Here is a 26,375-nt window from a genome sequence, read left to right as displayed (position 1 = left end):
ATTGCAATTGTTTCCAACTCAACTTTCCCATCACCTTTAGAAGCACCTGACATCATGACAAAGGAGAGGATTCGCAATGTTTAAAGATAAAACATTATTGATCACTGGAGGTACCGGCTCATTCGGAAACGCCGTCATGCAGCGATTCCTGAAAACGGATATTAAAGAGATTCGAATCTTTTCACGAGATGAAAAGAAACAGGACGACATGCGCAAACTCTATCATGACGACAAACTCAAATTTTATATCGGCGATGTGCGGGATGTGAACAGTGTGCGCAACGCGATGTATGGAGTCGATTATGTATTCCACGCGGCGGCGTTGAAACAAGTCCCGTCATGTGAATTCTTTCCTTTAGAAGCAGTGAAGACGAACGTACTCGGAACGGATAACGTCTTGAACGCGGCCATCGAGCAAAAAGTCCAAAAGGTCATTTGTCTATCGACCGACAAGGCGGCCTATCCGATCAACGCGATGGGCATCTCCAAGGCGATGATGGAAAAAGTGTTCGTCGCCAAAGCAAAAGCCGTCGGACCAGAGCAAACATTGATTTGTGGCACACGTTATGGAAACGTCATGGCATCACGGGGATCTGTGATTCCACTATTCGTGGATCAAATCAAACGAGGGGAGCCGTTGACCGTGACGGACCCGTTCATGACAAGGTTCTTGATGAGTCTAGAAGATGCGGTCGAACTCGTCGTCTTCGCGTTCAAGCATGCACGTGCAGGAGACATCATGGTTCAAAAATCACCTGCGTCCACAATCGAGGTGTTGGCGCAAGCATTGCTCGAACTGTTCCATGCGAACAACCCGATCAAAATCATCGGCACGCGGCATGGCGAGAAGTCGTACGAGACGCTGTTGACACGCGAAGAAAATGTCGTCGCGGAAGACATGGGCGGCTTCTACCGGGTGCCGGCTGACACGCGCGACTTGAACTACGATAAATATTTTAATGAAGGCAGCAAACGTTTGACGGTCGAGGGCGAATACAACTCGGCCAACACAGAACAGTTGAACGTCGAGCAAGTGAAGCAACTGTTGTTGACCCTACCTTATATCCAACAAGAACTCGCGAGCTGGGTGAAAGTATCATGAAGATTCTCGTCACCGGGGCAGCTGGATTCATCGGCAAGAATTTAGTCGCCGAGTTAACGGCGCGGGGCCATGAGGTTTTCTCGTCCACGCGCGATACGTCGGAAATCGAGTTTCAACGATTTTGCCAACACGCTGAGTTCGTCTATCACTTGGCTGGGGTGAACCGTTCGGAAACGGAAACTGACTTTGTGGAAGGGAACACCGGATCCACCAAACGACTGGTCGCATCATTGGCTGCTCATGCGAATGACGCGCCGATCATGTTCGCCTCTTCGATTCAAGCGACACAGGACAATCCCTACGGACGAAGCAAACTTGAGGCGGAAAATGTCTTGAGACGAGATCATGAGCAAACAGTACGCACCATCCATCTGTTCCGCTTCCCGAACCTGTTTGGAAAGTGGGGTCGACCGAACTATAACAGTGTCGTCGCGACGTTTTGTTATCGTGCGGCGCGCGACTTGCCGTTAGAAATTCATGATCCGGCGCGGCCCGTACAATTGGCGTATATCGATGACGTGCTCGAGACGTTGGTCAACTTGCTCGATACGAGAGGGCGAACGGCGGCCGTGTATGAGGAAGAAGTTACAGTCCATCCGCCAATCGAGCTCGGCTACATCGCCGATTTGTTACAGACGTTCAAAGACAGTCGCCAGAACTTGACCGTTCCGCAACTCGACGATTCGTTTACGAAACAGTTATACAGCACGTATCTCAGTTACTTGCCTGTCGACCGTTTCGCCTATGACTTGAAGCTAAATGAAGATGCGCGCGGTTCGTTCACGGAGTTCATTCGGACGCCGGACAGGGGACAAGTGTCGATCAACGTCGCCAAGCCCGGGATCACGAAAGGGAATCACTGGCACCATACGAAAAATGAGAAGTTCCTCGTGGTAAGCGGCGAGGCGTTGATTCGTTTCCGAAAAGTCGGGGAGAACGAGGTCCATACGTATCACGTCACAGGAGAGATGATGCGTGTGCTCGACATCCCGACCGGCTATACGCACAACATTGAAAACATCGGAACGACCGACTTGGTGACCGTCATGTGGGTGAATGAGGCCTATGACCCGAACAACCCGGACACATACTTTATGGAGGTGCAAGATGAAACGACTCAAAGTGATGACGATCGTCGGGACTCGTCCCGAAATCATACGCCTGTCGGCCGTTATTCAGAAGCTAGAACACGCTGAGGCCATCGAGCACGTCCTCGTGCACACGGGACAAAATTACGACTATGAATTGAACGAAGTGTTCTTCGAGGATTTCGCTTTGCGAAAACCTGATTACTTCCTAAATTCCGCGACGGGAAGCCCGATTGAGACGATTGGCAACATACTCATCCAAGTCGACCCTGTGCTCGAGCTCGAGCGTCCGGACGCGGTATTGATTCTCGGAGATACGAACTCTTGTCTCGCGGCAATCGCAGCCAAACGCCGGAAAATCCCGATTTTCCATATGGAAGCAGGAAACCGTTGCTTCGATCAGCGTGTCCCGGAAGAAATCAATCGGAAAATCGTCGATCATACGGCGGACGTGAATTTGACGTATAGCGATATCGCCCGGGAATACCTTCTCCGCGAAGGAATTCCGGCGGAACGGATCATCAAGACGGGAAGTCCGATGTTTGAGGTGTTGATGTCCAAACGAGAGGCGATTGAACAGTCGGACGTCCTGAGCCGACTCGAGTTGACTAAAGACCACTACTTCATCGTCTCGGCGCATCGCGAAGAGAACGTCAACTCCGACGCACACTTTTTGGCACTCGTTGACAGTTTGAACGCGATCGCGGGGCAATATGAATTACCTGTCATCGTCAGCACGCATCCGCGGACGATGAAGCGAATCCATGAATTGAACGTCTCGTTTCATCCGCTAGTGCGGCTACTCAAGCCGCTCGGATTTGTCGACTATAACCACCTGCAACTGCATGCCAAAGCGGTGCTCAGTGATAGTGGAACGATTAGCGAGGAGTCGTCTATCCTCGGGTTGAGAGGATTGAATATCCGAGAGACGCACGAGCGGCCAGAAGCGATGGAAGAAGGGGCCGTCTTGATGGTCGGACTTGAGAAAGAGCGAATCTTGCAAGGGTTGTCGGTCGTCATGGAGCAGGAGCGGCCTCGCATCGTTAGTGACTACAGCATGCCGAACGTTTCGGACAAAGTGGTCCGAATCTTGATCTCATACACGGATTACGTCCGACGCGAAGTGTGGAAAGGCACGACCGACCCCCGCCAAACCGTAAAGGAGGGTGAACGATGAAACAAAAACTCGTTTTTATCGGGAACATCGCGTCCCCTTACCAAGTGAAATTATGTTACGCGCTAGAAGAATATTTCGATGCTGAGTTTTGGTTTTATGAACATCTCGACCAAAACCGGCCGGACTGGTGGAAAATCCCACTCGGTGACAAATGTCAGGTACTGACGTATTCGAAGTGGTTTCCTAAAATCGGGTATCTCTCACTCGGCCTGATTCCGGAGCTGATTCGGTTCAAACCGGACGTCATCTTACTCGGCGGATTCATGGCCGGCCATGCCGTGATCGTGAGACTGGCAAAACTGTTCGGAATTAAAACCGTCATCATGAGCGAACCGCTTCGCCCGTTGCAAAACGACGACGATCCTTCCGCGCGGCTGACAAATCCTCAGGATAATCCATACAAAACGAGACTGTTGCACTGGATGTTCAAGGATGCCGATTTATTTTTCGGGATGGGTACGGTCGCGGTCGAGCAATTCAAGGAACATCTCGGATTTGATCCTGACAAAGTGGTGCATGCGACGTACGCCCAGGACATCGATGCGTACTTCGATCACGGATTGAGACGGAAACAGCCGGGCGACACGTTCAAACTTCTGTTTGCGAATCGACTCGTCGAACGCTATCAGCCGCTGCTCGTGTTAGAGGCATATCGGAATTTATCAACCCGCTATTCGCTCGAACTTTACTTGAACAATTCAGGGCAACAGCTCGAAGCGTGCAAAGCCTACATCGCTGAGCACGAGGTGAAGAACGTCCACTTCTTAGATGAGATTCGGGCGTGGGACGAGATGCCAAAAGTGTATGAACAAGCGGACATCTTGGTCCTGCCGGCCACGTATTCGAACGGGAATGGGACAATCATCGAGGCGAGAGCGTCAGGGATGGGAGTCGTCATCAGCGATCAAATCAATAATGTCTCTCATCACTCCGTCGACGGGGAAAACTGCTATATGTGTGACGTCACGGTCGAGTCGATTGAACAAGGGATTGAACAGTACCTCGAACATCCGGAGCGACTCATCGAACATGGCATGTTATCGCGGGAACTCGTCAAATTCCATCGAAACGATGTCACGGCCAAAGGATATTATGACACGTTGCGTGCGAAACAAATCATTTCGTAAAGGAGAGACGTCATGAACGTGGCCATCATGCAACCTTATTTTTTCCCTTATATCGGGTACTTCCAGTTGATCCATGCGGTCGATACATTTGTTGTGTATGACGACGTTCATTTTATCAAAAAAGGGTGGATTCACCGAAATCGAATCCTGCTTGACGGAAACCCTCACCCGTTCACGTTATCGATTCAAAAGATGAGCCAAAATCGTTTGATTTGCGACCATGAGCGGGCGCAACCAAATGAGATTGTCGAGCAACAGTTGAAGTTGTTGCGACATGCCTATCACAAAGCCCCTCAGTTTGAACACGTCTTCCCGTTGCTCGAGCGTGTGATTCGTGCCCCTGAACGAAACGTCGGTAAGTATTTGGCATACGGCATCGAGGAAATCGCTCGGTATCTCGGCATTTCGACGACATTCATGCTTTCATCAGAGTTGAGCGCTGGGGTTGAATTGAAGGGCCAAGCGAGAATCCTCAAGATGTGTCAGCAGTTAGGGGCGACGCATTACGTGAATGCGATCAACGGGATGGCCTTGTACGATACCGATGTGTTCGAACAGGCGGGAATCGACTTGTCGTTCGTCGTGACCGAGCCAGTCACGTATCATCAAGGACCATTCCCGTTCCAAGCGAATTTGTCCATCATCGACGTGATGATGTATTGTTCCAAATCGGATATCCAACTCATGCTGAAACGTTACGCACGCGTCTCGAATCGCCAAGTGACCTAGGAGGTGCTTTATGCTACACATCGTCGATATCCAATCCGCCGCATTCCCGTCCCATCCCACATCAAATAAGCCTGAATCTATCCTAAAAGCGATTCCCGTCACCAAATCCGCGCTCCCATCGTTTGAAGAGTATACGGATGAGATTCGTGAATTGTGGACGTCGGGATGGTTGACGAACAACGGCACCAAACATCAACAACTCGAGCACGAGCTGATTGATTATTTAGGAGTCGAGCAACTTTCCCTATTCACGAACGGACACTTGGCGCTCGAGGCAGCAATCGAGGCGCTCGGATTGACAGGTGAAGTCATCACAACCCCGTTCACCTTTGCTTCGACGAGCCACGCCTTAATTCGCAAAGGATTGACACCCGTATACGGAGATATCCGTCCAGACGATTTTACGCTCGATGCCACAAAAATAGAGCGACTGATCACGACAAAAACCTCGGCCATCCTTCCCGTCCATGTGTACGGAAATGTATGTGACGTCGAACTGATCGAGGCGATTGCCAAACGTCACAACCTGAAAGTGATTTATGATGCGGCCCACACGTTCGGCGTCAATGTGAACGGGCGAGGAATCGGTACGTTCGGTGACATCTCGATGTTCAGTTTCCACGCCACGAAAGTGTTTCATACGATTGAAGGAGGCGCCTTGACGTACAATGATCCGGCGTTGAAAGCCCGTTTCGACCAGTTGAAGAACTTTGGCATCACTGGCCCTGAAACGGTGGAAGTACCGGGGGGCAACGCCAAGATGAATGAGTTTCAGGCTGCGATGGGGTTATGTAACTTGCGTCATATCGATGAGACGATCGCACGACGGAAACGCGTACGTGAGCAATATGACGCGTTGCTCAACAACGTCCGAGGGATTCGGATTCTGACACCTCAATCCGGAGTCGAAACAAACCATTCGTATTATCCCGTCATCTTGACAGCTGAAGAGAATCGACGGGATGAGTTGTATGACGCCTTGGCGAAGGAAGGTATCTTCACCCGGAAGTATTTCTATCCGCTCGTGACGGACTATGCGTGGAATCAGAACCGGTTTGCGAGTCGTCGTACTCCCATCGCCCGTGAGATTGCCGAGCGGGTACTGACACTCCCGCTTTATCCAGACCTGGCCTTAGAAGACGTGACACGGATTTGCATGGTGATTCAAGAAAGGATGATGAAACGATGAAAGGCATTATATTAGCAGGTGGAAACGGAACGCGCCTCTATCCGATGACAAAGGCCGTCTCCAAACAACTGTTACCGATTTACGATAAGCCGTTGATTTACTATCCGATGTCCGTCTTGATGCTTGCCGGCATTCGGGAAATCCTACTCATTTCGACCCCGCAAGACATCGGTGGGTACGAGCGACTGTTCGGAGACGGACATCAACTCGGCATCGACATCTCCTATAAAGTGCAGACGAAGCCGGTCGGACTGGCCGATGCCTTTATCCTAGGGGCGGACTTCATCGGTGATGACTCGGTCTGTCTCATCTTAGGGGATAACGTGTTTTATGGACCGGATTTGACGCGTTTCTTGAAGCACGCGCAAGCGAAAAAGCAAGGGGCGACCGTCTTCGGTTATCCGGTAAAAGATCCGCGCGCCTTTGGCGTCGTCGAGTTCGATGGTCAAAATCGGGTCGTCTCGATCGAAGAAAAACCAGCGGTCCCCAAATCGAATTATGCGGTTCCGGGCCTTTACTTCTACGACAATCAGGTCGTCGAATTCGCTAAACGGGTCGAGCCTTCTGCGAGAGGTGAACTTGAAATCACATCAATCAACAACATGTATCTCGAGCGCGGCGAGTTGAACGTTGTCCTGTTCGGCCGAGGGATGGCATGGCTCGATACCGGGACGCCAGAAGGCATGATTAAAGCGTCCGTGTTCGTCCAGACGGTCCAAGAGCGTCAAGGTTATTACATTGCTTGCCTCGAGGAGATTGCTTGGCGACGCGGATTCATCACACGAGACGAGTTGAAAGATATCGGTTTGACGCTCAAGATGACCGATTATGGACAATATCTCTTATCACTCGTCGAGGAAGGAGAGAAAACGGATGCGAACAATCCTAGTGACTGGCGGAGCCGGGTTCATCGGTTCAAATTTCATAAAACACTTTCGGGCAAAACATCCCACATACCGCATTCTTAACGTCGATGCGCTCACGTATGCAGGGAATCTGGAGAACCTGCAGGAGTTCGAATCGGATCCCCTTTACCATTTCGAGAAAGCCGATATTCGTGACCGAGAAGTGATGGAGCGGTTGTTCACGACGTATGAAGTCGACGAAGTCGTTCATTTCGCAGCAGAATCCCACGTGGATCGGAGCATCACCGAACCTGAACTGTTTTTGACGACAAACGTTCTCGGGACACAAGTGCTGCTCGATACGGCGATGCGTCATTGGAAAGTTTCCCCTGACGATAAGTACAGCCGGGTGTATCAGGAAGGTGTCTGTTTCGTGCACGTGTCGACGGACGAAGTATACGGTTCGCTCGGTGCGACCGGGTATTTCACGGAGGACTCGCCGATTGCCCCGAACAGCCCGTATTCGGCCTCGAAAGCAAGCTCCGATCTGCTCGTTCGAGCCTATTATGAGACATACGGGTTGCCGGTCAAGACGACGCGGTGCAGCAACAACTATGGGCCGTACCAGTTCCCGGAAAAGCTCATCCCGCTCATGATTCATAACTGTATGTCGAACTTGCCGTTACCGGTTTACGGGGACGGACAACAGATTCGGGATTGGCTGCATGTGAGCGATCACTGTGAAGCCATCGATGTCGTTCGAGAGAACGGAAGGTTCGGCGACGTTTACAACATCGGGGGGCATAATGAAAAGACGAACTTGGAACTCGTTCACATCATCATTAACGCGTTCGGACAGTCAGAGAAGTTGATTCAATTCGTGAAAGACCGTCCGGGACACGATCGACGTTATGCAATCGATGCGACCAAGATGGCCGACGAACTCGGGTGGATCCCACGATATCGGTTTGAAGATGGAATCGCCGAGACGATTCAGTGGTACGTGGAGCATCCCGAATGGATTGAGCGGGTCGTGTCCGGTGCGTATCAAGCCTACTACGACTCGATGTATTCTTCGTTCCGATAGGAGGGGGTTCCCATGTATGCACGTTTTATAAAACGTCCACAAGACATGTTCCTTGCGACGATCTCACTGCTCGCTTTAAGTCCCGTCCTCGTCACGATTGCCGGACTCATCAAATGGAAACTCGGAGGACCGGTGCTGTTCAAACAAAAACGTCCCGGGAAGGACGGGATCATCTTCGAGATGGTGAAGTTTCGGACGATGACCGATGAGCGGGATGAGCACGGGGAGCTGTTGCCGGACGAGGCGCGTTTGACTTCATTCGGGCAGACGCTTCGGTCGCTCAGTCTCGATGAGTTGCCGAGCCTGCTCAACATCGTCAAAGGGGACATCGCCATCGTCGGACCGCGCCCGCTTCTTGTCGAGTATTTACCGCGCTATAACGACGAGCAGCGCCGACGGCACGATGTCCGTCCCGGATTGACGGGACTTGCCCAAGTGAACGGCCGGAATCGGCTGTCGTGGCCGGACCGTTTTGCGCTCGACGTGACATACGTCGACAACGTCACATTTCTAAATGATTGGAAGATCATCTTGCAGACGGTCGGGAAAGTCGTGAAGAAGGACGGCATCTCGTCGGATACGGCGGCGACGATGGAGGCCTTTATGGGGAATGACACGAGCGGACCTTGAGTCGGCTCGTTTGCTTGTGTGCCGTTTCATCGGGGAAACGTCATCAGAACGTCACTCGAGTCTGTCAGGCAGACATGATATAACTAAATATGTGAATATTTGAACAAACGGAGGTCCATCAATGAAACAATTTTATCTATTACTCGTAGGACTTGTTCTGATCCTTTCTGCCTGCAGTCAAAGTGAGGCTGTCGATTCGAAGAAGTTGCATACATACACGCAGTATGAGCTCCCGCTCGAGGAGAAGGTCGCGCTTGGAAAAGGAGAGCATGAGATTGTGTTCGTCTTCGACTACAGCTGTCCGTGGTGCAAGAAGTGGATGGAGACGGTACTCCCGGAGATCGAGGAACGTTGGATCGACACGGGCGAAGCGACATTCAAAGGGCAACCGCTCGTCCTATTGAATGAACAGTCTCAGTTGCTCGCGAACGTGGACTACAACGTCGAACGACTCATCCCGGACCGTTATTATGAGGTGCAGCGTGCCATTGGGCTCGACTCCGGGACGGACGGGTTCGGGACGGAAGCCTATGCCCGGGAACTCGCGTCCGACTTCAACCTCAATGCGGACGAATTGCTTGAGAACCATGTCGATGTCGGCATCCAAAACTCACGTCTGTTCACGCGGGATTTCGGCGTTCAATACGTGCCGACGGTGTACGTCGACGGCATTCAGCTCATGGACGCGTTCAGCTTAGAAGAAATGGAACAAGTCATGGACGGCACGATTCAAGCAGGCGACGAAGTCGAACTACCGGAAGATTAAAACAACCCCTCGTCGTCGACGAGGGGTTGCGTCATCAATTCTCGGAAAACGGTTGGACGAAGAATCCGAACAGGTCGGTGTGATTGGCATCGGGATCCAGAGGAACGTCTGCTCAATTCCGAGGTCTTGCATTGTTTCGGTAACGACGTCACTGTCACATACTTTGTTGCTTGTCCTGTTTCTTTTCTCTGTCTTTGCGCCACTTCCAAACGAACAGACCGATGAGCGCGAGGACCGGGGCGGCGACCCAGGGGCGAGCTTCGATGATGGCGACGAGCTCGAAAATCGACAGCCATCCGCTAATCATGATCAAGATAAGCAGGAAAGTCTTAAGTCCACCTCGAATAGGAAACCAGTAGAACACGAAAAGCGAAATCAAAAAGAAAGCGAGCAATCCCATGCGGTTATTCCTTTCTAGCCTCATTTTGACTCATTATATCAGAGAATATTCACAGAGTGTTAGAGCCTTCCCTTGATCGGCGCTTTTCGTTACTGTTAGGAGAAGACTATTGAAGGAGGAACTATCGTGAAATTTGGAATTATCGGCCTTGGCTATGTCGGACTTGCCACCCTATGTGGACTAGCGAAGGCGGGGCATGAGGTCATCGGTGTCGAAAAAGATCAACCGAGACTGCTCCGTCTCATGAACGGGGACGTCCCGTTCCATGAACCGGGCATGGCGGACGTGTTACGCGACTATCCCGGGTCAATCACGTTCACAGACTCGATCGCCGACACAGAAACGGTCGACTACCTCGTGCTCGCTGTCGGTACGCCGAGCAAGAGTGACGGCAGTTGCGACTTGACGTTCGTCGACGCAGCTTTGTCTGAGGTGACGTCGAAACAAAAAATCATCATCCGGAGCACCGTTCCACCGGGGACGACCGATATGCTGTCCATCATGTATCCGGCCCACACGTTCGCCGTCGTGCCGGAATTTCTTCAAGAAGGTCGTGCTCTCGCCGACGTATTGAAACCGCACCGTGTCGTCATCGGCAGTGATAACCTCGAGATGAGTGAAGAACTCGCAGGCATCTACGGGCGTCTCGGCGTCCCGCTCGTCTGCACGTCCCCGATTGATGCTGAGTTCATCAAATATGCCTCGAACGCATTTCTCGCCACCAAAATCAGTTTTATTAACGACTTGGCGCGTCTTGCCGACAAGGCAGGAGCGGACATCACCACGATTGCCGATGGAATGGGTCTCGACCCGCGCATCGGGCGCTCCTTCTTGAACGCCGGCCTCGGCTACGGTGGCTCGTGCTTCCCGAAAGATATGCATGCGCTCTTGAACGTCGCCCATGAGAATGAACTCGACTTGCCGGTCATCAGCGCCGCCATGCACTCAAACGACGCGCAGATGGCGTACGTCGCTTCGAAAGTCGAGCACAAGAGCGGACTCAAGGTCGCGTTCCTCGGCCTCGCCTTCAAACCGGGGACGGACGACATGCGCGATGCGCCGTCTGTCACGCTTGCTAGCCACCTGGCGTTGCGTGAAGTCGAGATAATCGGCTACGACCCGCTCGCTAAGTGGGATTATCCGCAGGCGATGACGGTCGAAGCGGCACTCAAAGGAGCGGACGTCGCCATCCTCGTCACGGAATGGGATGAGCTCGTCAACTTGAAACCGGAAGCGTTCGACGGGATGCGGACGAAACGATTGATTGACGCACGTAACGCTTGGAAATACGCACGTGACCCTGGCACCGTCCAGTACGAAGGGGTCGGTCGGATGCAAAACAAGGCGAATACGCCGTCATCGATGTGACGAAAGGAGAGACCCCGCGGGGCCTCTCCTTTTTCACGCCTTCATCTGTTCTTTCGTCGGGCCCATGACGCCCGGCACCGTGAGTCCCGCCTGACGGAGGAGCACCGTCATCTGGCCGCGGTGATGCGTCTGGTGATCGATCATCATGCGCAGGACGGCGCCGCGCGGCTGCTTCGCACCATGGACGTCGACTTCTTCTAATAAATAGTCGTCCGAGAACTGTTCGGCCATCTGCGCGATCTCGTCGGCGTAACGCGCATATTGGTCGGCGATCGTTGTCGCGTCGGTCGGTCGCGTCAAACTTTTCAGTGCCGACAGCCGGAAGCCGAGCAAATTCGTGAAGTATCCGAGCGCGGTCGTCACGTGCCAACCAATCCAGCCGAGCGAGTTATGACCGGGGACGATTTCCTGACCGAGCGCCTCGTCCGTGACGGCGCGAAGCACGTCGAGCGTGCCGGTCGACGACTTGGCCCAATCCTGTAAAAAGTCTGCTTTTGTCCGATACATCGAATTCCTCCTTGAGCGTTCTATCACGAGTATACGACTTCGATTCACGATTATGAAACGTTCTGCGTCGTTTTCCCGTACACTAGGGTAGAAAGGGGGACGACTCCATGTGGGGCTTAGCAACTGCTGCACTCATTTTGTTTCTTCTTGGATTTGCCGTCCATCGGTTGGGCTGGCACTTCCTCATCTCTGGCTATAACACGATGAAGCGCGAGGACAAGGAACGCGTCAACATCGAGGCGGTGGCACGATTGATCGGCTTCATGTGTTATGGGATTGCAGCAATTTTTCTGATTATCGCCGCCATTCAAGGACTCGGGTTTGGACTCGACATTCCGCTCGAGCCGTTCTTCGTCTTGATGCTCGTCCTTGTCGTCGTGACGCTCTGGCGTGCCCAAAAATATGACGGAAACATCTATGACGAAAACGGGAAAGTCCGTCCTGGTGGCAAAAAACGGCTCATTCCGCTCGTCGTCGTGTTGACGCTTCTCGTGACGGTCGTCCCAGGCCTTTGGCTTTGGTTCAGCCAGCCGACCGAGGTGACGCTCACCGAGTCAGCGCTCATCATCGAAGGCAGCTACGGGGAGACGGTGCCCTATGATGAAATCGAGGCCGTGACGTTGACGTATGAGCCGAGTCTAGCCCGTCGCACGAACGGTGCCGCCACTGGATCGCGACTGACCGGACACTTCCGGACGACAGGCGGGGAGGACGTGCTCGTCTTCATCGACCGGGACATCGATGTGGTCGTTCGGATCGACTGGAGCGGTAAACCGATTTACGTGAATGTGGAGTTGCATGAGGCGACGGAACAATTGTATGAGGAGGTGCAGGCTAAATGACAAGACCTTGGTACACGCGGCATATGCCGTTCTTCTTTTTGACGTTTTTATTCGCGCCACTCGCGCTCCTCTTGCTCGTTTGGCGTTGGGAGAAGTTTGAGGGACATGAGCGGGGCATCAAGCTTTTCTTCGCCATCGGGATGACCGTGTTCATCGTGTTCGGTTTATTGCCCCGTGGTTCGCTTCCCATCATCTTGCCGGTCATCGGACTGTTGATCGCGTTGAAACTCGTCTTCAATCTCATCACACGAAAAACCGGCTGACATATGTCAACCGGTCGAACGGGGCCCTCGCCTAGGCGAGACGGCCTCTTTTTTCATCCACCCACGCTTCGAACGCGGTCGCGTCGAGGGCCGGGGCGTAATAATAACCTTGGCCGAGCTCGACGCCTTCGGCGAGGATGCGGTCCAAATCTTGTTTCGTCTCGATGCCTTCGGCGAGCGAGGTCAGTTCTTGTTCACTGGCGAAACGCGAGACAGCGCGGAGGAACGACGTGCTATCTCTTGCTTTCCCGCTGACGTACATGCGGTCGATTTTCACTTCCCGAATCGGTAAATGCCAGATCGCTTCGAACGAGGCGTAGCCGGTACCGAAGTCGTCGATGGAGAGGCAGTAGCCGAGTTCGGCGATCGCTTCGAGCCGTTCGAGTTCGTTCGTATGCGACATGATGTCGGCCGACTCGGTCAATTCGATCTTCAACCGATCCGGAAGCCATGGATACGTCTCAGTCAAGTCACGTAGCTTGGTGACGATCGACGGGTCAACGGAATGAGCGGACAAGTTATACGACAGCGAGATGTCAGCGAACGGGGTGTCGCGCCAGGCGACGAGCTGTTGGACGACCAAATTGAGGATGGAATGCGACAACCAAAGGATTTGATCGGACCGCTCGGCGATGCGGACGAACTCGTTCGGTGGCACGTAGCCGATATCCGGGTGCTCCCAGCGTGCGAGCGCCTCGGCCCCGACGACACGGCCCGTCTTCAACTCGACTTGTGGCTGATAGGCGATCGTGATATGGCCTTGCTCGATTGCATCCGGAAGCGCCTGTTCAATCAAGGCAGCCCATTGGAGCTGAGCGAGGATACTCGCGTCGTACCAAACGAACGGGGTCCGTGTCTCTTTGGCGTGCTGGAGCGCTTTTGTCGCCTCGAACAGACAGTCGTTATAGTTCGGTGTCGTATGCGTCCCACCGATTTGAAGATGGACGGTCTGGCGTTTTTGGTTGATCAACAGTTCGGTCGGGAACAGCTCCAGCAACTCGGTCTCGTCGACGTTACGAAGCCCTTTCACATACAGCATGAGCGTGTCGTCACGATAACGGCCAAACAAATGATGCGCATATTTCTCGAGTCGTTCCTCGACATGACGGGCGAACTCGGTCATGAGCAGGTCGGCGTATGTCGGATCATACCAATCGACGAGATGATGGAAATCATACAATTTGATCAACAAAAACGTGCCGTCGATGTCGTGTTTCTCCCACGCTTGAAGAAAACCGTACTCGTTGTAAAGTTCGGTGGCGAGGTCGAAGCGGACAAGCCGATCGACTTTGCGCTCGCGCTCGACACGCTCGGTCTCGTCTTCGAGAATAAGGTAGTAGGTGAGTGTCTCGCCGCGCTTAAGCGGGATGATTTTAACGTTCAAGAAACGGACGTGTTCGCCTTTTAAGTGGATGATAAATTGGGCACTCGTCCCGTTTTCCGTCACTCCGGTGAGCGCCTCGCGCAACAGGCGGCGTCCCGTGTCGGTGAACAGTTGATTGATTTCGTACAAGTTTCGTTCCCCGAAGAACTGACGGAACACGTCGTTGCGCTCGATGAAATTGTACGTGTCATCCATCAAGGCGATGGCGAGTCCCGTCTCGGAGAAGAGTGACGACCAGCGCTCATGATACCGGAGCAGGTCGTCCGATTGTGTCTCGAGCGTGTGCACCGTCGAGTGGACGCTCGTGGCAATCTCCCGTAATTCGTCCTCGATACTGCGGAAGTCATGGCTCGGAGGGAACGATTCCACGACCGGTTCTGTGCTCGGGTCGATGGCAAGGGCACGCGCTTTCAAATGCGCCAAATCGTGGGCGTACATCTTGCGGGTATAGTAGAGTGCCATTAAAAGCCCGGCCGATAACAAAAGCGTCATGATGAGGACGGCGATGGCGAGCGTGCCGTAACGATCGCGCTCGGTCATGAGCGTATCGTCTGCCGTCGATCGTACGGTTTGAAGGGCGGCGTACGAATCCTCATAAAAGATTGTCCCGTTGACATAACGGGCCTCGAGCGTCGAATTGGTTACTGTCACGCGACTAAGCGCGAGCGCACTCTCAATCAAATCTTCGACGGATTTGGTTTTCAAAGACGGATCGGTCGCGATGATATCCTCGATCAACCGGGCCTCATTCGCAATCGTCGTGACCTCGAAGTCGAGCCGTTCTTGGTTCGGCGTCTCGGCGAGCAGGTTCGTGACGCCCTCGACGAACGCCATCTGCATCCGCATGACAGTGTCAGTCAACTCGTAGGCTGTGTTTTCTTGGGCGGTCCGTTCAAGCCCTTGATAAAGCCAGCGTCGATTGATCGATTCGATGACGTCGAATGGTACTGCCTCGAATCGGCGTGATCCGTCTTCATTCAACGTGTCCTCGAGCTGTTCAGAGAAACGGAGCAGCGCGGCACGTTCGCGCTCATCGACACCGGTCTCGAAGTCATCGAGCAGCTGACTGTTGTATTGGAGCGCCCGCTCGCGGTACGGGGCTGATAACAGGGCCGTCGGTTGCTCAGAGTTTGTTTCGTATAGTTTGGCCGCGTGATGCAAGACGAGGTAGGACTCGACCCCGGCCAAGTCAGAGGCGTGGTTCAAGTCGCGCACCGTCTCGTCCACGGCGACATGTTTTTCATTCCAGTAATAGCTCAGTCCGAGCCCGAACAATAATACGCCGATGAGACAAGCGATGGCGAGTACCATCGTGTAAATCCGGTACGGAATTTTAGCGAATCGATTGCTTCCCATCGGATACCTCCTTTTTTCTCTTCCTATTCTATCTTTGGTGTTCGAGTCTTTCGAGGGAAATCCTGCCCCACGAAAAAAAACCCGACAAAGGTCGGGTCAATGAATGCGTCGAAGGTCACGGTCGCTTATAGCCGATGACGCGTGATTTCCAATATGGCTCTTTGCTGATCGTGTTGTAACCGAGTCCGTACGTCCCGGCGTGGATGAACGTGTCCGAATTGATCATGATGCCCATGTGAGACGGTCCGGCCGTGTACGTGTTCTCGAAGAAGACGAGATCCCCCGGTTGTGGGACAAACGATTTACTGAGCTGTGTTCCGAAATAAGACCCAGCCCAATACGTAGCCACGTTCGTACGTGGGACGCTGTAGCCAGCCTGATTGAAAGCGTAATAGATAAGTCCAGAGCAGTCGAACCCACCGTTGGCCGGGTTCGATGATGCCCAGATGTAAGGCGTGCCGACAAACTTCTTGGCGACGGCGATGGCTGCGAGACTCTTCGCTTGCCCGTCAGACGAGCTTGGCGGTGCCGTCACAGAACCTTTCGGCACAGATTTGACGTATGAAGCCGCGACGAAACCTGTCGTGTTGCCGATATAGATTTGATGCCACCCGTTCGACGTTTGAACGACACGGAGCGTCTGGCCGGCCGTGACGTTGCCGATGACGGCCGAACTCGTCGAGGCTGAGGCGCGGACGTTGAGCGATGGGGTATTGACGACATAGTCGAACGAGGCGTTGCCCGCACCGCCGTCTCCGGCGTTCGGTGTGACCGGCGCGCTCGGTGCCGTCGTCGTCTGTTTCAAATAGCCTGTGCTGACGTAGCCGCTCTTGCCGTTATACGTGACATACACCCACGTGCCACTTTGTTTCGTCGCTTTGACGGTCGTACCGTTCGGGATGTTTGTGACGAGGGCATAACCAATCCCCGGGCCTTTACGGACGTTCAAGTTGGCGGTCGTGACGAACGATTGGCTGATGCTCTCTTCTTTAATGACCGGCTTCGATGGTGCGACCGGAGCCGTCGGTTGACTCGGAGCAGGTGTCGGAGTCGAGGCCGTCTTCATTAAATATGTATTGGCGACAAATCCGGTCTTAGTGCCGTATTTGACGTGAGACCAACTGCCTTCGACGCTCAAAACAGTGACTGATTTACCTTTCGGGATTGTGACGAGCACGCTTGAGTTTGTCGACTTAGAAGCGCGAAGATTCAAGTTGGCGGTCGTCTGTGACGTCGTCGCTGTAGTTGGTGTGCTCGGTGTGGCTGGTTTGCTTGGTGTGGTCGGTTTGACGGAAGCGGTTTTCAAGTAGCCGTTATGAACCCAACCGGTCTTTCCACCGTAGCTCACTTTCGTCCAGGCACCACTCGTTTGAATCGGTTTGAGCGTTTTTCCTTTCGGAATGGTGAGAAGTATTTTGTGTGACGTGCCTGCGGCGAGGCGTAGGTTCAAGGCGGCTGTCGTGACTTGGGTCGAGTTTGACGAGACCTGGGTTGTGGCAGGTTTTACGCCGGTCGGGGTGTTCTCACTCAATTTGAGCGTCTGGCCGATGGCGATTCGGTCTGAGCTTAGTTTGTTGATGGTCTTCAAATCGGCAAGCGACACGTTGTGCTTTTGGCTGATCGACCAAAGCGTGTCACCGGCACGGACGACGTGTGTGCTGGCTGCTGCGACTTCGTCGGCCTGGGCGATGATGCTGACGGCGGCGATGGCGGCGAATGAGTACATGAGGCCGGACTTAGGGGACATGGGGTCACTTCCTTTTCTATTCGTTGAATTGACAATTATCGACAGGTAAAGCGATACAAGTTTATTGTAGGGTTTACATATACAGCAGGCAATGGTGAAAATGGCTCAATCCGTATATTTCATTGAAAATAAGGTCAATAATTTTAGGGCGTAGAAATAGGAAGTACTAAAGAAAGAGGGGAATTGAAAATTGACTTTCTGTTGAATTTTGGAAACCTATTTATATATCTTTTCGTGCTATCATGAATGAAAACGTGTGAACGGGAGTAGGGGAGTTTATGAACGAGGGGAACAATTCATCACAAATTTATCGAAAACATCAAGAGAAACTGTTCGAACTCGTAAGGGTGCCTGACGTGACAGAGGACGGGGTGCGGCGGACGCTTCATTACATGTGTGAAGTCGTCTCCGATATGCTCGACGTCGATACGGTCTCGATTTGGCACTTTGACGAAACGTACGCATCAATCAGTTGCCAAGTCGCTTATTCAAAAGCGAGCGGTCCGAGTGAACCGGCGTTGACGGTCGTGCGGGAAGACGCGCCCATCTATTTTGACGCCCTGCGGACGAACCGGGTATTGCCATTTGAAAACGTCCGGACCCATGAATGGGTGAAGGACTTGTATCAGCAGCATTTCGTGGAAGGGCAACATGTGTACTCGATGCTCGACGCTCCAATCTACGCGAATAGCCGGGCTAAAGGGGTCATCTGTTGCGAGACATACGCGCCGCGTCAATGGACGTTCGTCGAGGAGTTGATTGTCAGCACACTGTCCGACTTTATCGCTATCCTCTATCTTCGGCTCGATCGTCAAGCGATCGATGACCACCTCGCCAAGCTTGCCTACACGGATGAACAGACCGGACTCATGAACTTGAACGGCTTCATCGAACGCGTGGACCCATTACGGGAACAGACGCCACACCAGCTTGGCTCCTTGATTTATTTGCGGGCCGACGAGTTTCGTTCCGTCGAGACGGCGATCGGTATCGAGCGCTCGGACAAGATTGTCATCGAGTTATCGAGGCGGCTCCGACAAGTCGTCGACCCGACGTTACTGGCGCGCATCTCCCAGTCCGGCTTCCTGCTTTGGACGCCTTACGGGGACCGTATCAAAGTCAAAGAGTATGCTGATTATATTTGCGAGTCGGTGACGAGCGAGCCGTTTGCAGTCGGGGAGCTCGACGTCGTCTTGACGATGAGCGCATTTATTTCAATCGAAGACAAAGGTCGTTCGACGCTCGAGATGATGGACACGACACGGATCACAGCCAATGAGCGTCACGTACAACGTGGGGGGATTGCCTTTTACGAAGAAGAGATGAGCGAGAAGGCGACGGCACGCCTGACGCTTGAGATGAACCTCAGAAAAGGGCTCGCTTTGAACGAGTTTACGCTCTACTATCAGCCGAAGATCGAAGCTTCGACCGGTAAACTGAACGGATTTGAAGGACTGATGCGTTGGGTTCATCCGAAACACGGGTTGATCCCACCGCTTGACTTCATCCCGATCGCCGAATCGACCGGTGTCATTATCGAGCTCGAAGAGTGGGCGCTCGCCGAGGCATGCCGTCAGTTGAAAATTTGGCACGCTTCGGGGCGCATGTATCAACTGGCATTGAACTTGTCGGCCCGCCATTTCCTATCGGACGGTGTCGTCGAGAAGTTGGCCCAAATCGTCAAGGAGATGAACGTCTGTCCGAACTATTTGACGTTCGAGATCACAGAGAGTGTCGGCATGGAGAATCAGCAACATGTCATCGATCGCTTCATCGCCTTCCGGGAACAAGGTTTCTCGATCTCAATTGACGACTTCGGTACCGGGTTCTCGGCGTTCGTCTATTTGAAGCATTACCCGATCCATGAAATCAAGATTGACCGTCAGTTCATCCAAGTGACAGACAATGACCCGACCGGAAACGTCATCGTCCAGTCGATTATCGAGCTCGCCCGCGGACTCGAACTGAAGACGGTGTGCGAAGGCATCGAGACGCCTGAACAGCTCGATACGCTCCGTTCGCTCGGTTGTGACGAGATGCAAGGGTATTATTTTGCGCGTCCGCTCCCGATCGACGAACTCGAGATGTGGATTCATGAATATGAAACGACAAAGAAGGATTCGCTCCGTTGAGCGGATCCTTCTTTGTTATGCCGGCAACTCGATACGAATCGTCGTCCCGACACCGCGTTCACTCGTCACGGTGACGGTGCCGCCATGCGCTTTAATGATGTCCCGGGAAATGGCCATACCGAGCCCGCTCCCGAGCGAATCGGTCGTGTTCGTGCCTCGATAGTAACGTTCGAAGATGTACGGCAAATCCTTCGCGTCGATGCCGGTGCCGTCGTCTTGAATCGTGATCGTGTCGTGTTCGACGGTGACGCGGACCGCGACCGTCTCGTCATTATGGAGCAAGGCGTTATACAAGAAGTTGAGCAATGACCGCTTCATGAAGTGCCGGTCGATCGCCCGTGTGGCCGCGTCCTTGCTCGAGAATGAGACGTCCCGCGTAGAAAACCGAGCGTCGTTCAACACGTCGATCACGAGCTCACGGACGAACGCCTCGAGCCCGGTCGCGACGGTCTCGAGCGGGAAGTCACCGTGCTGAAGCCGCATCGTCAAATTGAAGTCGTCGATTAGTTCCTTCATATACATTGCCTGGCGTTCGATGACTTCGGCGTATTGGATTCGTTCCGCTTCCTCGAGGTCACGATCGTCGAGCAACTCCGCATACCCTTGGATCGAGGCGAGCGGCGTCTTCAAGTCGTGCGAGACGTTGCTCATCCACTCTTTTCGGTGTTTTTCGAGCTCTTCCCGTTCCGACTCGTACGTCGTCAACGTCTCGGACACGTCGTTCAAGTTGGCGAAGACAGGTCGATACATGCCGGGTCGTTTCGGTTCGACGGTCGAGAAATCACGTGCCTTCAACTGGGCGATCCGTTCGGTCAATCGATAGACAGGTTTCGTCAAAATCGAGGTGAAGGCGAGTCCGATCAGCGCCGCGACGGCGAGATCGACGATGAGCAAGATGAGCCCGGCCTTCGACAAGTAGGCGAGGACGGACTGGGGGTCGATCATCGTGACGATACGGCCCTCGGTTGCCTCGGGGAAGCCGACGAGATAGCTGTAATCCTCGAATTCGCCAATGAAATAGAGGACGAGGTCGTCGTCTTTGTATTTATAGATATGAATCAATTCAATCGGCGCGTACGCGTCCGGTGCCGTTTCGGGCGCATCGATTTCGCTGACGACACGGCCCGACTCGTCGAGCACTTGCAGGAACGCGTTATTCGTCTCGAGCGCGCGGACACCATCCGGACTGACGACCGGTTCACCGTCCTCGAGCGTCATATATTGGTTGAATGTGCGCGTGAACGTCTCGCCGGAGTTGCTCTCGACGTCGTCAATCCCGGTCCGCTGATTGATCAACAGTGTCACGAGGATGATCACGTTCAAGATGACGACGATCGCGACGATGGCCAAGATTGACACCAAATAGCTGCCGGTCAGTTTCCATTTCACAAGTGACCGCCTCCTATGCCCCGAACTTGTAGCCGAGCCCTTTGACCGTTTTGATGTAGGTCGGTTGGGACGGGTTCGGTTCGATTTTTTCTCGGAGTCGGCGCATGTGTACCATGACCGTGTTGTCGGCGCCATAAAAATCTTCACCCCACACTTGCGTGAACAGCGTTTCTTTACTGAGGATCCGGTTCGGGTTGCGCATGAAGCAGGCGAGCAGGCCGACTTCCTTGGCCGTCAGCTCGAGCCGAACCCCATCGCGATACACCTCGGTGCCGTCCGCATTCAACTGGAACGGGCCGACGACCGTTTCGGCGGGAAGTTCCGGCGCATCATAGAGCGAGACGCGGCGAAGTTGTGCCTTGACGCGGAAGGCGACTTCTTTCGGGCTGAACGGCTTCGTGATATAGTCGTCGCCACCGATAGCGAGGCCGAGGATCTTGTCGACCTCGTCGGACTTGGCCGACAAAAATAAGATCGGGATGTTCGACGTGTTCCGGATTTGCTGGCATAGTTCGTACCCTTCTCCGTCCGGCAACATGACGTCGAGGATGGCGAGATGAGGTGCGAACGCGGTGAACGCCGCGACCCCGTCTCGAATCGTGTGGGCCGTCCGAATCTCACGAAAGCCCTCTTTCTCTAACGCTTTTTGGATGAGCGTACATAAATCTCTCTCGTCGTCGACGATCAAGATGCGTGGTTGTTCCATATTCATCACCTCTCGCTCAAGCATAACACTTAAGGATTTCGTAAGGTACGCGTGATTTTCAGTTAAGGTACGTCCTTTATCGTTGTATTCAGAAAGAGGTGCTGAACAATGAATCCATTACTACAAGTTGATGCCATTAAAAAAACATACGTGACGGGGGGCAACGCTTTCCACGCGCTCGATGGGGTGTCGTTCACGATCGACCACGGCGAGTTCGTCGGAATCATGGGGCCGTCGGGAGCCGGGAAGTCGACGCTATTGAACGTGCTCGCGACGATTGATACGCCGACGGACGGGGACATCCTCGTCGACGGCGAGAATATCGCCAAGCTCGAAGAAGAGGCGCTCTCCGACTTCCGACGCGACCATCTCGGTTTCATCTTCCAAGACTATAACCTACTCGACTCGCTCACGGTCCGGGAGAACATCCTGCTCCCGCTCGCCGTCACGAAGACGCCGATTGATGAGACACGTTCACGCGTCGACGCGCTCGCACATCGGTTCGGGATTACGGCGATCCTCGACCAATACCCGTATCAAATCTCAGGCGGACAGAAACAGCGGACGGCGGTGTGCCGCGCACTCATTTCTAATCCGAAACTCATCTTTGCCGACGAACCGACGGGGGCGCTCGACTCGAAGTCGGCGACGGACCTGCTCCAGACGCTCGCCGGGCTGAACGAGGCCGAGACGACGATTATGATGGTGACGCACGACGCCTACGCGGCGAGTTTCTGTCGCCGGGTCCTCTACATCCAGGACGGCCGGTTATCGAAAGAACTGATTCGTGGCACGACGTCGCGCGATACGTTCTATCAGACGATTCTAGATGAGTTGAAGGGCGGTGCGTCTGATGACGCTGTTTGATTTGGCGAAGAAGAACGTCGCCCGTAACTTGTCGCGCTATGCCCTTTACGTCGGGACGACCATCTTCTCGATCATCATCTATTTCACGTTCGCGACGCTCAAGCATAGTGACGAGATCAGCGGCTTGGCGGAGACGTCGGGACAGATTCGAAGCTTGATGAGCGCCTCGACGTTCATCTTGCTCGTCTTCGTCGCCTTATTCATCGCCTACTCGAACGCCTTCTTTTTGAAAGGGCGTAAACGCGAGGTTGGACTCTATTCACTTCTCGGGGTGCGTAAAAAACAAATCGGGACGCTCCTGTTGTTCGAGAACCTTGTCATCGGGGCGGTGTCGCTCCTCGTCGGTGTCGGACTCGGTCTCCTCGGCTCGAACGCGCTGTTACAGCTGTTGCTCCGGTTGATGAACAGTGACTTGTCGATTGGTTTCACCGTTTCGACGTCGGCGCTGATCGAGACGATGCTCGTCTTCGTAGCGATTTTCTTGTTCACGTCGTTCCAGGGCTACCGGGTCATTTATCGCTTCAAATTGATCGAACTGTTCCATGCCGACAAAAAAGGCGAAGACGTCCCAAAAGCGAGCCCGATCATGGCACTCCTCGGCGTGCTCGTCCTCGGAGTGGCCTACTGGCTTGCGCTGCAAGATTTGGCGACGTCACCGCTTTGGGGATACCTTACGGCGGCGATGCCGCTCCTCATCATCGGTCTCACAATCGTCGGGTCGGGCCTGTTGTTCCATAGCGTCCTCATCTTTATTCTCGGTCGTTTGAAAGCGAACGAACGTTGGGCGTGGCGTCGCCTCAACTTGTTGACGACGTCACAGTTGTTATACCGGATCCGTGGGAACGCGAAGACGCTCACGCTCATCAGCATCATCAGTGCGACGGCAATCACGGCCGGCGGCGCGATTTTCAGCGTCTATTATTACGCGGAACAACAAGTCACATCTTACGCCCCGTATACGTTCGCCTGGCAAGGAGAGACGCGTGACATCGACGCCGACGTGCTCCATCAGGCGACGATTCTCGAGAAGACAGTCCGAGTCGCAGGAGAGATGGGGGAGCGCGAATACGGCGTTATCGACGAGTCGACATTCCGAGACGTCGCGACTGATATGGGCTGGGACACGCCAAAAATGCTAGCCTCTAATCAGGTCTATTTGATTGATCCGTTCTATGATGAGCGGTTCTCAGAACATCTGACCGAGGTCGAGCTTGACGGCGTGACGCATGAAGTCGCCTCTCGCTATGAGCAGACACCACTCAACGTCATGACGTTCGGCGGCTTACTCCTCGTGACGCCGGATGACGTGTTCACGGCACTGCCGGAAGAGGCGGCGACGTATCAGGCCGTCTCGGTCGCCGATTATAAAGAACAGTCAGCCTTGTCCGATTCGTTATCGATTGAGGCGAACTTCTCGAGCGCGACGGCGTTGTATAGCGAGGCGATGGCCGTACATGGTGCGCTGTTGTTCGTCGGTAGTTTCCTCGGACTCGTCTTCCTCGTCGCCACCGGCAGCATCATTTACTTCAAGACGATGACCGAGGCCGAGGAAGACCGGGCCAAATACGAGGTGCTACGGAAAGTCGGTATCTCAAAACGAGATGTGAAGCGGACGATTCGGCAACAGATTGCCGTCGTCTTCCTGGCGCCATTCTCGCTCGGAATCGTGCACGCCTCGGTCGCCCTCGTCGCGTTCTCGCGGTTGTTGGCGATGGATTTCACGGTGCCGGTGCTCGTCTGGATGGGTGTGTACAGCGCGATCTATGCGCTCTATTACGTGTTGACCGTACGACGGTTCACGAAACAAGTGATATAAAGGAGAGAACATCATGAAAAAAGGAATCATCGCGAGCCTCGCGCTCATCGTGGCCGTCATCGGTCTCGTCAATATCGATTGGCAACGGTTGGGGAAGGATCATGTCTATGTACAGGTTGGAGAGGTCACGGAAGTGGAAGAGACAACGCTCGATTCGGGTGACATCGTCCGCCGCTACGTTTATTCGGTGGAGGCGCTGACGAAGGACGGCGACCCGCAAACGGTCACGTTCACAGCTGCGAAAGAACTTCGGAGCGGAGCGTACTTGAAGCTATATGTTAAAAACAAGGACGAGGTCACGTCGTACGACGAAGTGTCGGTCGCGGACGTCCCAGAAGCGGCACGGGAGAAATTGTAAAGCATCCAAAAACAGCCCTTCCTGACGATTCAGGAAGGGCTGTCTCATGTCCGCTCATTCATGCGGCCGTTCGATGTTCAATTCTAGGTGGAGTATGTACGCCAATTCTTTATGGGCCAACTCGGAGAAGTTCGTCTTTTTGACGTGTGTCCGGGGCCGTAGTCCGCATTCCAATGCGATGTCGACGATTGTCCGAATCTGATTTTCCGTATAGAAGCGCTTGCGTCCTATCGTGAACGGGGTCGGTGGCAAGACGCCGTCGGTTTCCCATTTAATCAGCTGTTGCTGGCTACGGGGAATCCCGGCGACATGAAACGCACGGCTCAGTTCTTTTAGTGGATAGACGGTCAATGGGCGTTCGTTGTACAGAAGCGGCTTCGCGTGTTCAGGGCGATAATCATCCCAGTCGGTCGCATAAAACGTCAGGTCGGTATGGTCGAAGTCGAGTTGAGCGGAAGGAATAGAAGTGTCGAGTGCGAGGTCTAAGCTGTTCATCTAGAGTATCTCCTTCTTCAAGTCAAACTGGTCATTTCGAAAATGGCCTCCTCCGTATAGTACCCCATTTTCAAGCAATTAACTGTCAGTTTTTTCAAAGTGGGGAAATGAATTCGTGGGACTTTAGGCGTGTTTTCAAAATTCGGTTGACGCTTATTAAGATACCCTAATTGGTATGGGAATTCAAGAAATAAAGCCAATTTGTAACGATGAATGCGCCTTCATTCATAGTGGGTCTATAGTCGTTACGAAAAAGGGACAAGGAAAAATGAGCAAACATTCACCAACTTCGGTTAATAGGGGCGAAGGAGGTGAGACATATGGCAGTGTATCGAGAATACGCAAGCGTCTTTTATCTCGACACGAAGCGGCTCGTTGACGGCAAGGAGAAGCGTCAGCTCGTCCGGTTCGGTCCACTCGGTGCGCGGATGGAGACCGAGGAGATCAAGCAGTTCGGTGATCTATTGATTCCGCTTCTCGCGGTCGAATCCGCCGCATACGTCGTGTCGCGTGAATTCCACGTGACGTTCTAATTGGAGGAACCCCTGATGCGTGTACCGAAGCGTTCCGCCGGAGCCTTTTACGATGAGCGTGTGGTCACATGAGCTGGCCCGAACTCATCTCGAACCTCGGCTTCCCGATTGTCGTCTCGCTCTATCTGCTCCATCGGATTGAGACACGCCTCGAGCGCATGATCCAACTGCTCGAGCGCCTCGATTCGACCTATCCATCTGAATCGTAATCCATCCCCGAAAGGAGCCATTCCCCATGGCCGTATTGACTGAAAAGAAAGCCACGCTCGTCTTGACGACGCACCACGATTTGAACAGCTTGAAACCGACGAAGAAAACGCAACGCTTCGGTCCGATTCGGGCAACGCTCACGGCTGACAATGCCGAGGCGTTCGGACATCTCATGCTCGACTTGACCGAGCAAGAAGATTTCACCGTGTCGGTCGTTCGCGAATACGATCTCGTCTAATCACACCCACACCCAAGGAGGACT

At 53.5% G+C, this 26,375-nt stretch carries 27 protein-coding genes; 20 read left to right on the top strand and 7 right to left on the bottom strand.

Annotated features, from left to right (window positions below):
• Window positions 1–76 precede the first annotated feature (76 nt).
• The 10 genes from EVJ33_RS06960 to EVJ33_RS06915 all read left to right on the top strand — a co-directional run bounded on the left by EVJ33_RS06960 (window position 77) and on the right by EVJ33_RS06915 (window position 9,740).
• Window positions 77–1,102, top strand: a complete 1,026-nt coding sequence (locus tag EVJ33_RS06960; RefSeq protein WP_131435706.1) for a polysaccharide biosynthesis protein — start codon at window positions 77–79, stop codon at window positions 1,100–1,102.
• Window positions 1,099–2,298, top strand: a complete 1,200-nt coding sequence (locus EVJ33_RS06955; RefSeq protein WP_131435705.1) for a polysaccharide biosynthesis C-terminal domain-containing protein — start codon at window positions 1,099–1,101, stop codon at window positions 2,296–2,298. The genes EVJ33_RS06960 and EVJ33_RS06955 overlap by 4 nt, the downstream gene beginning before the upstream one ends.
• Window positions 2,210–3,367, top strand: a complete 1,158-nt coding sequence (wecB, locus tag EVJ33_RS06950) for a non-hydrolyzing UDP-N-acetylglucosamine 2-epimerase (RefSeq protein WP_131435703.1) — start codon at window positions 2,210–2,212, stop codon at window positions 3,365–3,367. Before EVJ33_RS06955 ends, wecB begins: the two co-directional genes overlap by 89 nt.
• Window positions 3,364–4,494, top strand: coding sequence for a glycosyltransferase family 4 protein (locus EVJ33_RS06945; RefSeq protein ID WP_131435701.1), 1,131 nt, complete (start codon window positions 3,364–3,366; stop codon window positions 4,492–4,494). The genes wecB and EVJ33_RS06945 overlap by 4 nt, the downstream gene beginning before the upstream one ends.
• 12 nt (window positions 4,495–4,506) lie before the next feature.
• Entirely contained in the window at window positions 4,507–5,223 is a 717-nt protein-coding gene (locus tag EVJ33_RS06940) for a WbqC family protein (RefSeq protein ID WP_131435699.1), read from the top strand.
• 10 nt (window positions 5,224–5,233) lie between these two features.
• Entirely contained in the window at window positions 5,234–6,412 is a 1,179-nt protein-coding gene (locus EVJ33_RS06935) for a DegT/DnrJ/EryC1/StrS family aminotransferase (RefSeq protein ID WP_131435697.1), read from the top strand.
• Window positions 6,409–7,380: a glucose-1-phosphate thymidylyltransferase RfbA gene (gene rfbA / locus EVJ33_RS06930; protein ID WP_131435695.1), complete on the top strand. Its 972-nt coding sequence runs from the start codon at window positions 6,409–6,411 to the stop codon at window positions 7,378–7,380. The genes EVJ33_RS06935 and rfbA overlap by 4 nt, the downstream gene beginning before the upstream one ends.
• A complete protein-coding gene (gene rfbB / locus EVJ33_RS06925) occupies window positions 7,286–8,344 on the top strand; it encodes a dTDP-glucose 4,6-dehydratase (RefSeq protein WP_131435693.1) in 1,059 nt (352 codons plus the stop codon). The genes rfbA and rfbB overlap by 95 nt, the downstream gene beginning before the upstream one ends.
• A 12-nt stretch (window positions 8,345–8,356) precedes the next feature.
• Complete coding sequence (locus EVJ33_RS06920; protein ID WP_131435692.1) at window positions 8,357–8,974, top strand: sugar transferase; 618 nt, start codon at window positions 8,357–8,359, stop codon at window positions 8,972–8,974.
• A gap of 121 nt (window positions 8,975–9,095) precedes the next feature.
• Window positions 9,096–9,740, top strand: coding sequence for a DsbA family protein (locus tag EVJ33_RS06915; RefSeq protein WP_131435690.1), 645 nt, complete (start codon window positions 9,096–9,098; stop codon window positions 9,738–9,740).
• 154 nt (window positions 9,741–9,894) lie between these two features.
• On the opposite strand, the gene EVJ33_RS06910 is transcribed toward EVJ33_RS06915, so the two are convergent.
• Window positions 9,895–10,140 (bottom strand): hypothetical protein, encoded by a 246-nt coding sequence (locus tag EVJ33_RS06910; protein WP_131435688.1) that lies wholly within the window; start codon window positions 10,138–10,140, stop codon window positions 9,895–9,897.
• Between the two features lie 126 nt (window positions 10,141–10,266).
• Here EVJ33_RS06910 and EVJ33_RS06905 point away from each other — a divergent pair, with 126 nt between their 5' ends.
• Window positions 10,267–11,508 carry a UDP-glucose dehydrogenase family protein gene (locus EVJ33_RS06905; protein ID WP_131435686.1) on the top strand — a complete coding sequence of 414 codons (1,242 nt, stop codon included), beginning with the start codon at window positions 10,267–10,269 and terminating at the stop codon, window positions 11,506–11,508.
• 33 nt (window positions 11,509–11,541) lie between these two features.
• On the opposite strand, the gene EVJ33_RS06900 is transcribed toward EVJ33_RS06905, so the two are convergent.
• Window positions 11,542–12,015, bottom strand: a complete 474-nt coding sequence (locus EVJ33_RS06900) for a DinB family protein (protein WP_131435684.1) — start codon at window positions 12,013–12,015, stop codon at window positions 11,542–11,544.
• A 107-nt stretch (window positions 12,016–12,122) separates the two neighbouring features.
• Between EVJ33_RS06900 and EVJ33_RS06895 the strand changes: the two genes are divergently transcribed.
• Complete coding sequence (locus EVJ33_RS06895) at window positions 12,123–12,857, top strand: DUF3784 domain-containing protein (protein WP_131435683.1); 735 nt, start codon at window positions 12,123–12,125, stop codon at window positions 12,855–12,857.
• Entirely contained in the window at window positions 12,854–13,120 is a 267-nt protein-coding gene (locus tag EVJ33_RS06890; protein ID WP_131435681.1) for a hypothetical protein, read from the top strand. The genes EVJ33_RS06895 and EVJ33_RS06890 overlap by 4 nt, the downstream gene beginning before the upstream one ends.
• A 31-nt stretch (window positions 13,121–13,151) precedes the next feature.
• On the opposite strand, the gene EVJ33_RS06885 is transcribed toward EVJ33_RS06890, so the two are convergent.
• Together EVJ33_RS06885 and EVJ33_RS06880 are read right to left on the bottom strand one after the other, a co-directional pair.
• On the bottom strand, window positions 13,152–15,860 hold the full coding sequence (locus tag EVJ33_RS06885; protein WP_131435679.1) for an EAL domain-containing protein: 2,709 nt from the start codon (window positions 15,858–15,860) through the stop codon (window positions 13,152–13,154).
• Window positions 15,861–15,975: 115 nt separating this feature from the next.
• Entirely contained in the window at window positions 15,976–17,607 is a 1,632-nt protein-coding gene (locus EVJ33_RS06880; protein ID WP_236634558.1) for a C40 family peptidase, read from the bottom strand.
• A 278-nt stretch (window positions 17,608–17,885) separates the two neighbouring features.
• Here EVJ33_RS06880 and EVJ33_RS06875 point away from each other — a divergent pair, with 278 nt between their 5' ends.
• Complete coding sequence (locus tag EVJ33_RS06875) at window positions 17,886–19,739, top strand: sensor domain-containing phosphodiesterase (RefSeq protein ID WP_131435677.1); 1,854 nt, start codon at window positions 17,886–17,888, stop codon at window positions 19,737–19,739.
• Between the two features lie 15 nt (window positions 19,740–19,754).
• Here EVJ33_RS06875 and EVJ33_RS06870 read toward each other — a convergent pair whose 3' ends face one another.
• Window positions 19,755–21,128: a sensor histidine kinase gene (locus EVJ33_RS06870; RefSeq protein WP_131435676.1), complete on the bottom strand. Its 1,374-nt coding sequence runs from the start codon at window positions 21,126–21,128 to the stop codon at window positions 19,755–19,757.
• 13 nt (window positions 21,129–21,141) lie between these two features.
• Window positions 21,142–21,834: a response regulator transcription factor gene (locus tag EVJ33_RS06865; protein WP_131435674.1), complete on the bottom strand. Its 693-nt coding sequence runs from the start codon at window positions 21,832–21,834 to the stop codon at window positions 21,142–21,144.
• Between the two features lie 108 nt (window positions 21,835–21,942).
• Here EVJ33_RS06865 and EVJ33_RS06860 point away from each other — a divergent pair, with 108 nt between their 5' ends.
• Genes EVJ33_RS06860 through EVJ33_RS06850 form a run of 3 tightly spaced genes read left to right on the top strand, consistent with a single transcriptional unit; the run spans window position 21,943 to window position 24,875 of the window.
• Window positions 21,943–22,701 carry an ABC transporter ATP-binding protein gene (locus tag EVJ33_RS06860; protein WP_131435672.1) on the top strand — a complete coding sequence of 253 codons (759 nt, stop codon included), beginning with the start codon at window positions 21,943–21,945 and terminating at the stop codon, window positions 22,699–22,701.
• Window positions 22,688–24,517, top strand: coding sequence for an FtsX-like permease family protein (locus tag EVJ33_RS06855; RefSeq protein ID WP_131435670.1), 1,830 nt, complete (start codon window positions 22,688–22,690; stop codon window positions 24,515–24,517). The genes EVJ33_RS06860 and EVJ33_RS06855 overlap by 14 nt, the downstream gene beginning before the upstream one ends.
• Window positions 24,518–24,530: 13 nt before the next feature.
• Complete coding sequence (locus tag EVJ33_RS06850; protein ID WP_131435668.1) at window positions 24,531–24,875, top strand: YxeA family protein; 345 nt, start codon at window positions 24,531–24,533, stop codon at window positions 24,873–24,875.
• 54 nt (window positions 24,876–24,929) lie between these two features.
• Here EVJ33_RS06850 and EVJ33_RS06845 read toward each other — a convergent pair whose 3' ends face one another.
• A complete protein-coding gene (locus tag EVJ33_RS06845) occupies window positions 24,930–25,370 on the bottom strand; it encodes a MerR family transcriptional regulator (RefSeq protein WP_131435666.1) in 441 nt (146 codons plus the stop codon).
• A 320-nt stretch (window positions 25,371–25,690) separates the two neighbouring features.
• Here EVJ33_RS06845 and EVJ33_RS06840 point away from each other — a divergent pair, with 320 nt between their 5' ends.
• From EVJ33_RS06840 to EVJ33_RS06830, 3 genes are all read left to right on the top strand, one after another.
• Window positions 25,691–25,903, top strand: a complete 213-nt coding sequence (locus EVJ33_RS06840) for a hypothetical protein (protein ID WP_029594867.1) — start codon at window positions 25,691–25,693, stop codon at window positions 25,901–25,903.
• A 68-nt stretch (window positions 25,904–25,971) separates the two neighbouring features.
• Window positions 25,972–26,112 (top strand): YvrJ family protein, encoded by a 141-nt coding sequence (locus tag EVJ33_RS06835; protein WP_016510821.1) that lies wholly within the window; start codon window positions 25,972–25,974, stop codon window positions 26,110–26,112.
• A 26-nt stretch (window positions 26,113–26,138) separates the two neighbouring features.
• Complete coding sequence (locus EVJ33_RS06830) at window positions 26,139–26,351, top strand: hypothetical protein (RefSeq protein ID WP_131435664.1); 213 nt, start codon at window positions 26,139–26,141, stop codon at window positions 26,349–26,351.
• Window positions 26,352–26,375 lie beyond the last annotated feature (24 nt).

It is taken from the genome of Exiguobacterium sp. SL-10, assembly GCF_004337025.1.
Lineage (GTDB): Bacteria > Bacillota > Bacilli > Exiguobacteriales > Exiguobacteriaceae > Exiguobacterium.
The sequence above is the reverse complement of the archived record's forward strand: the minus strand, read 5'-3'. Positions and strand labels throughout refer to the sequence as shown.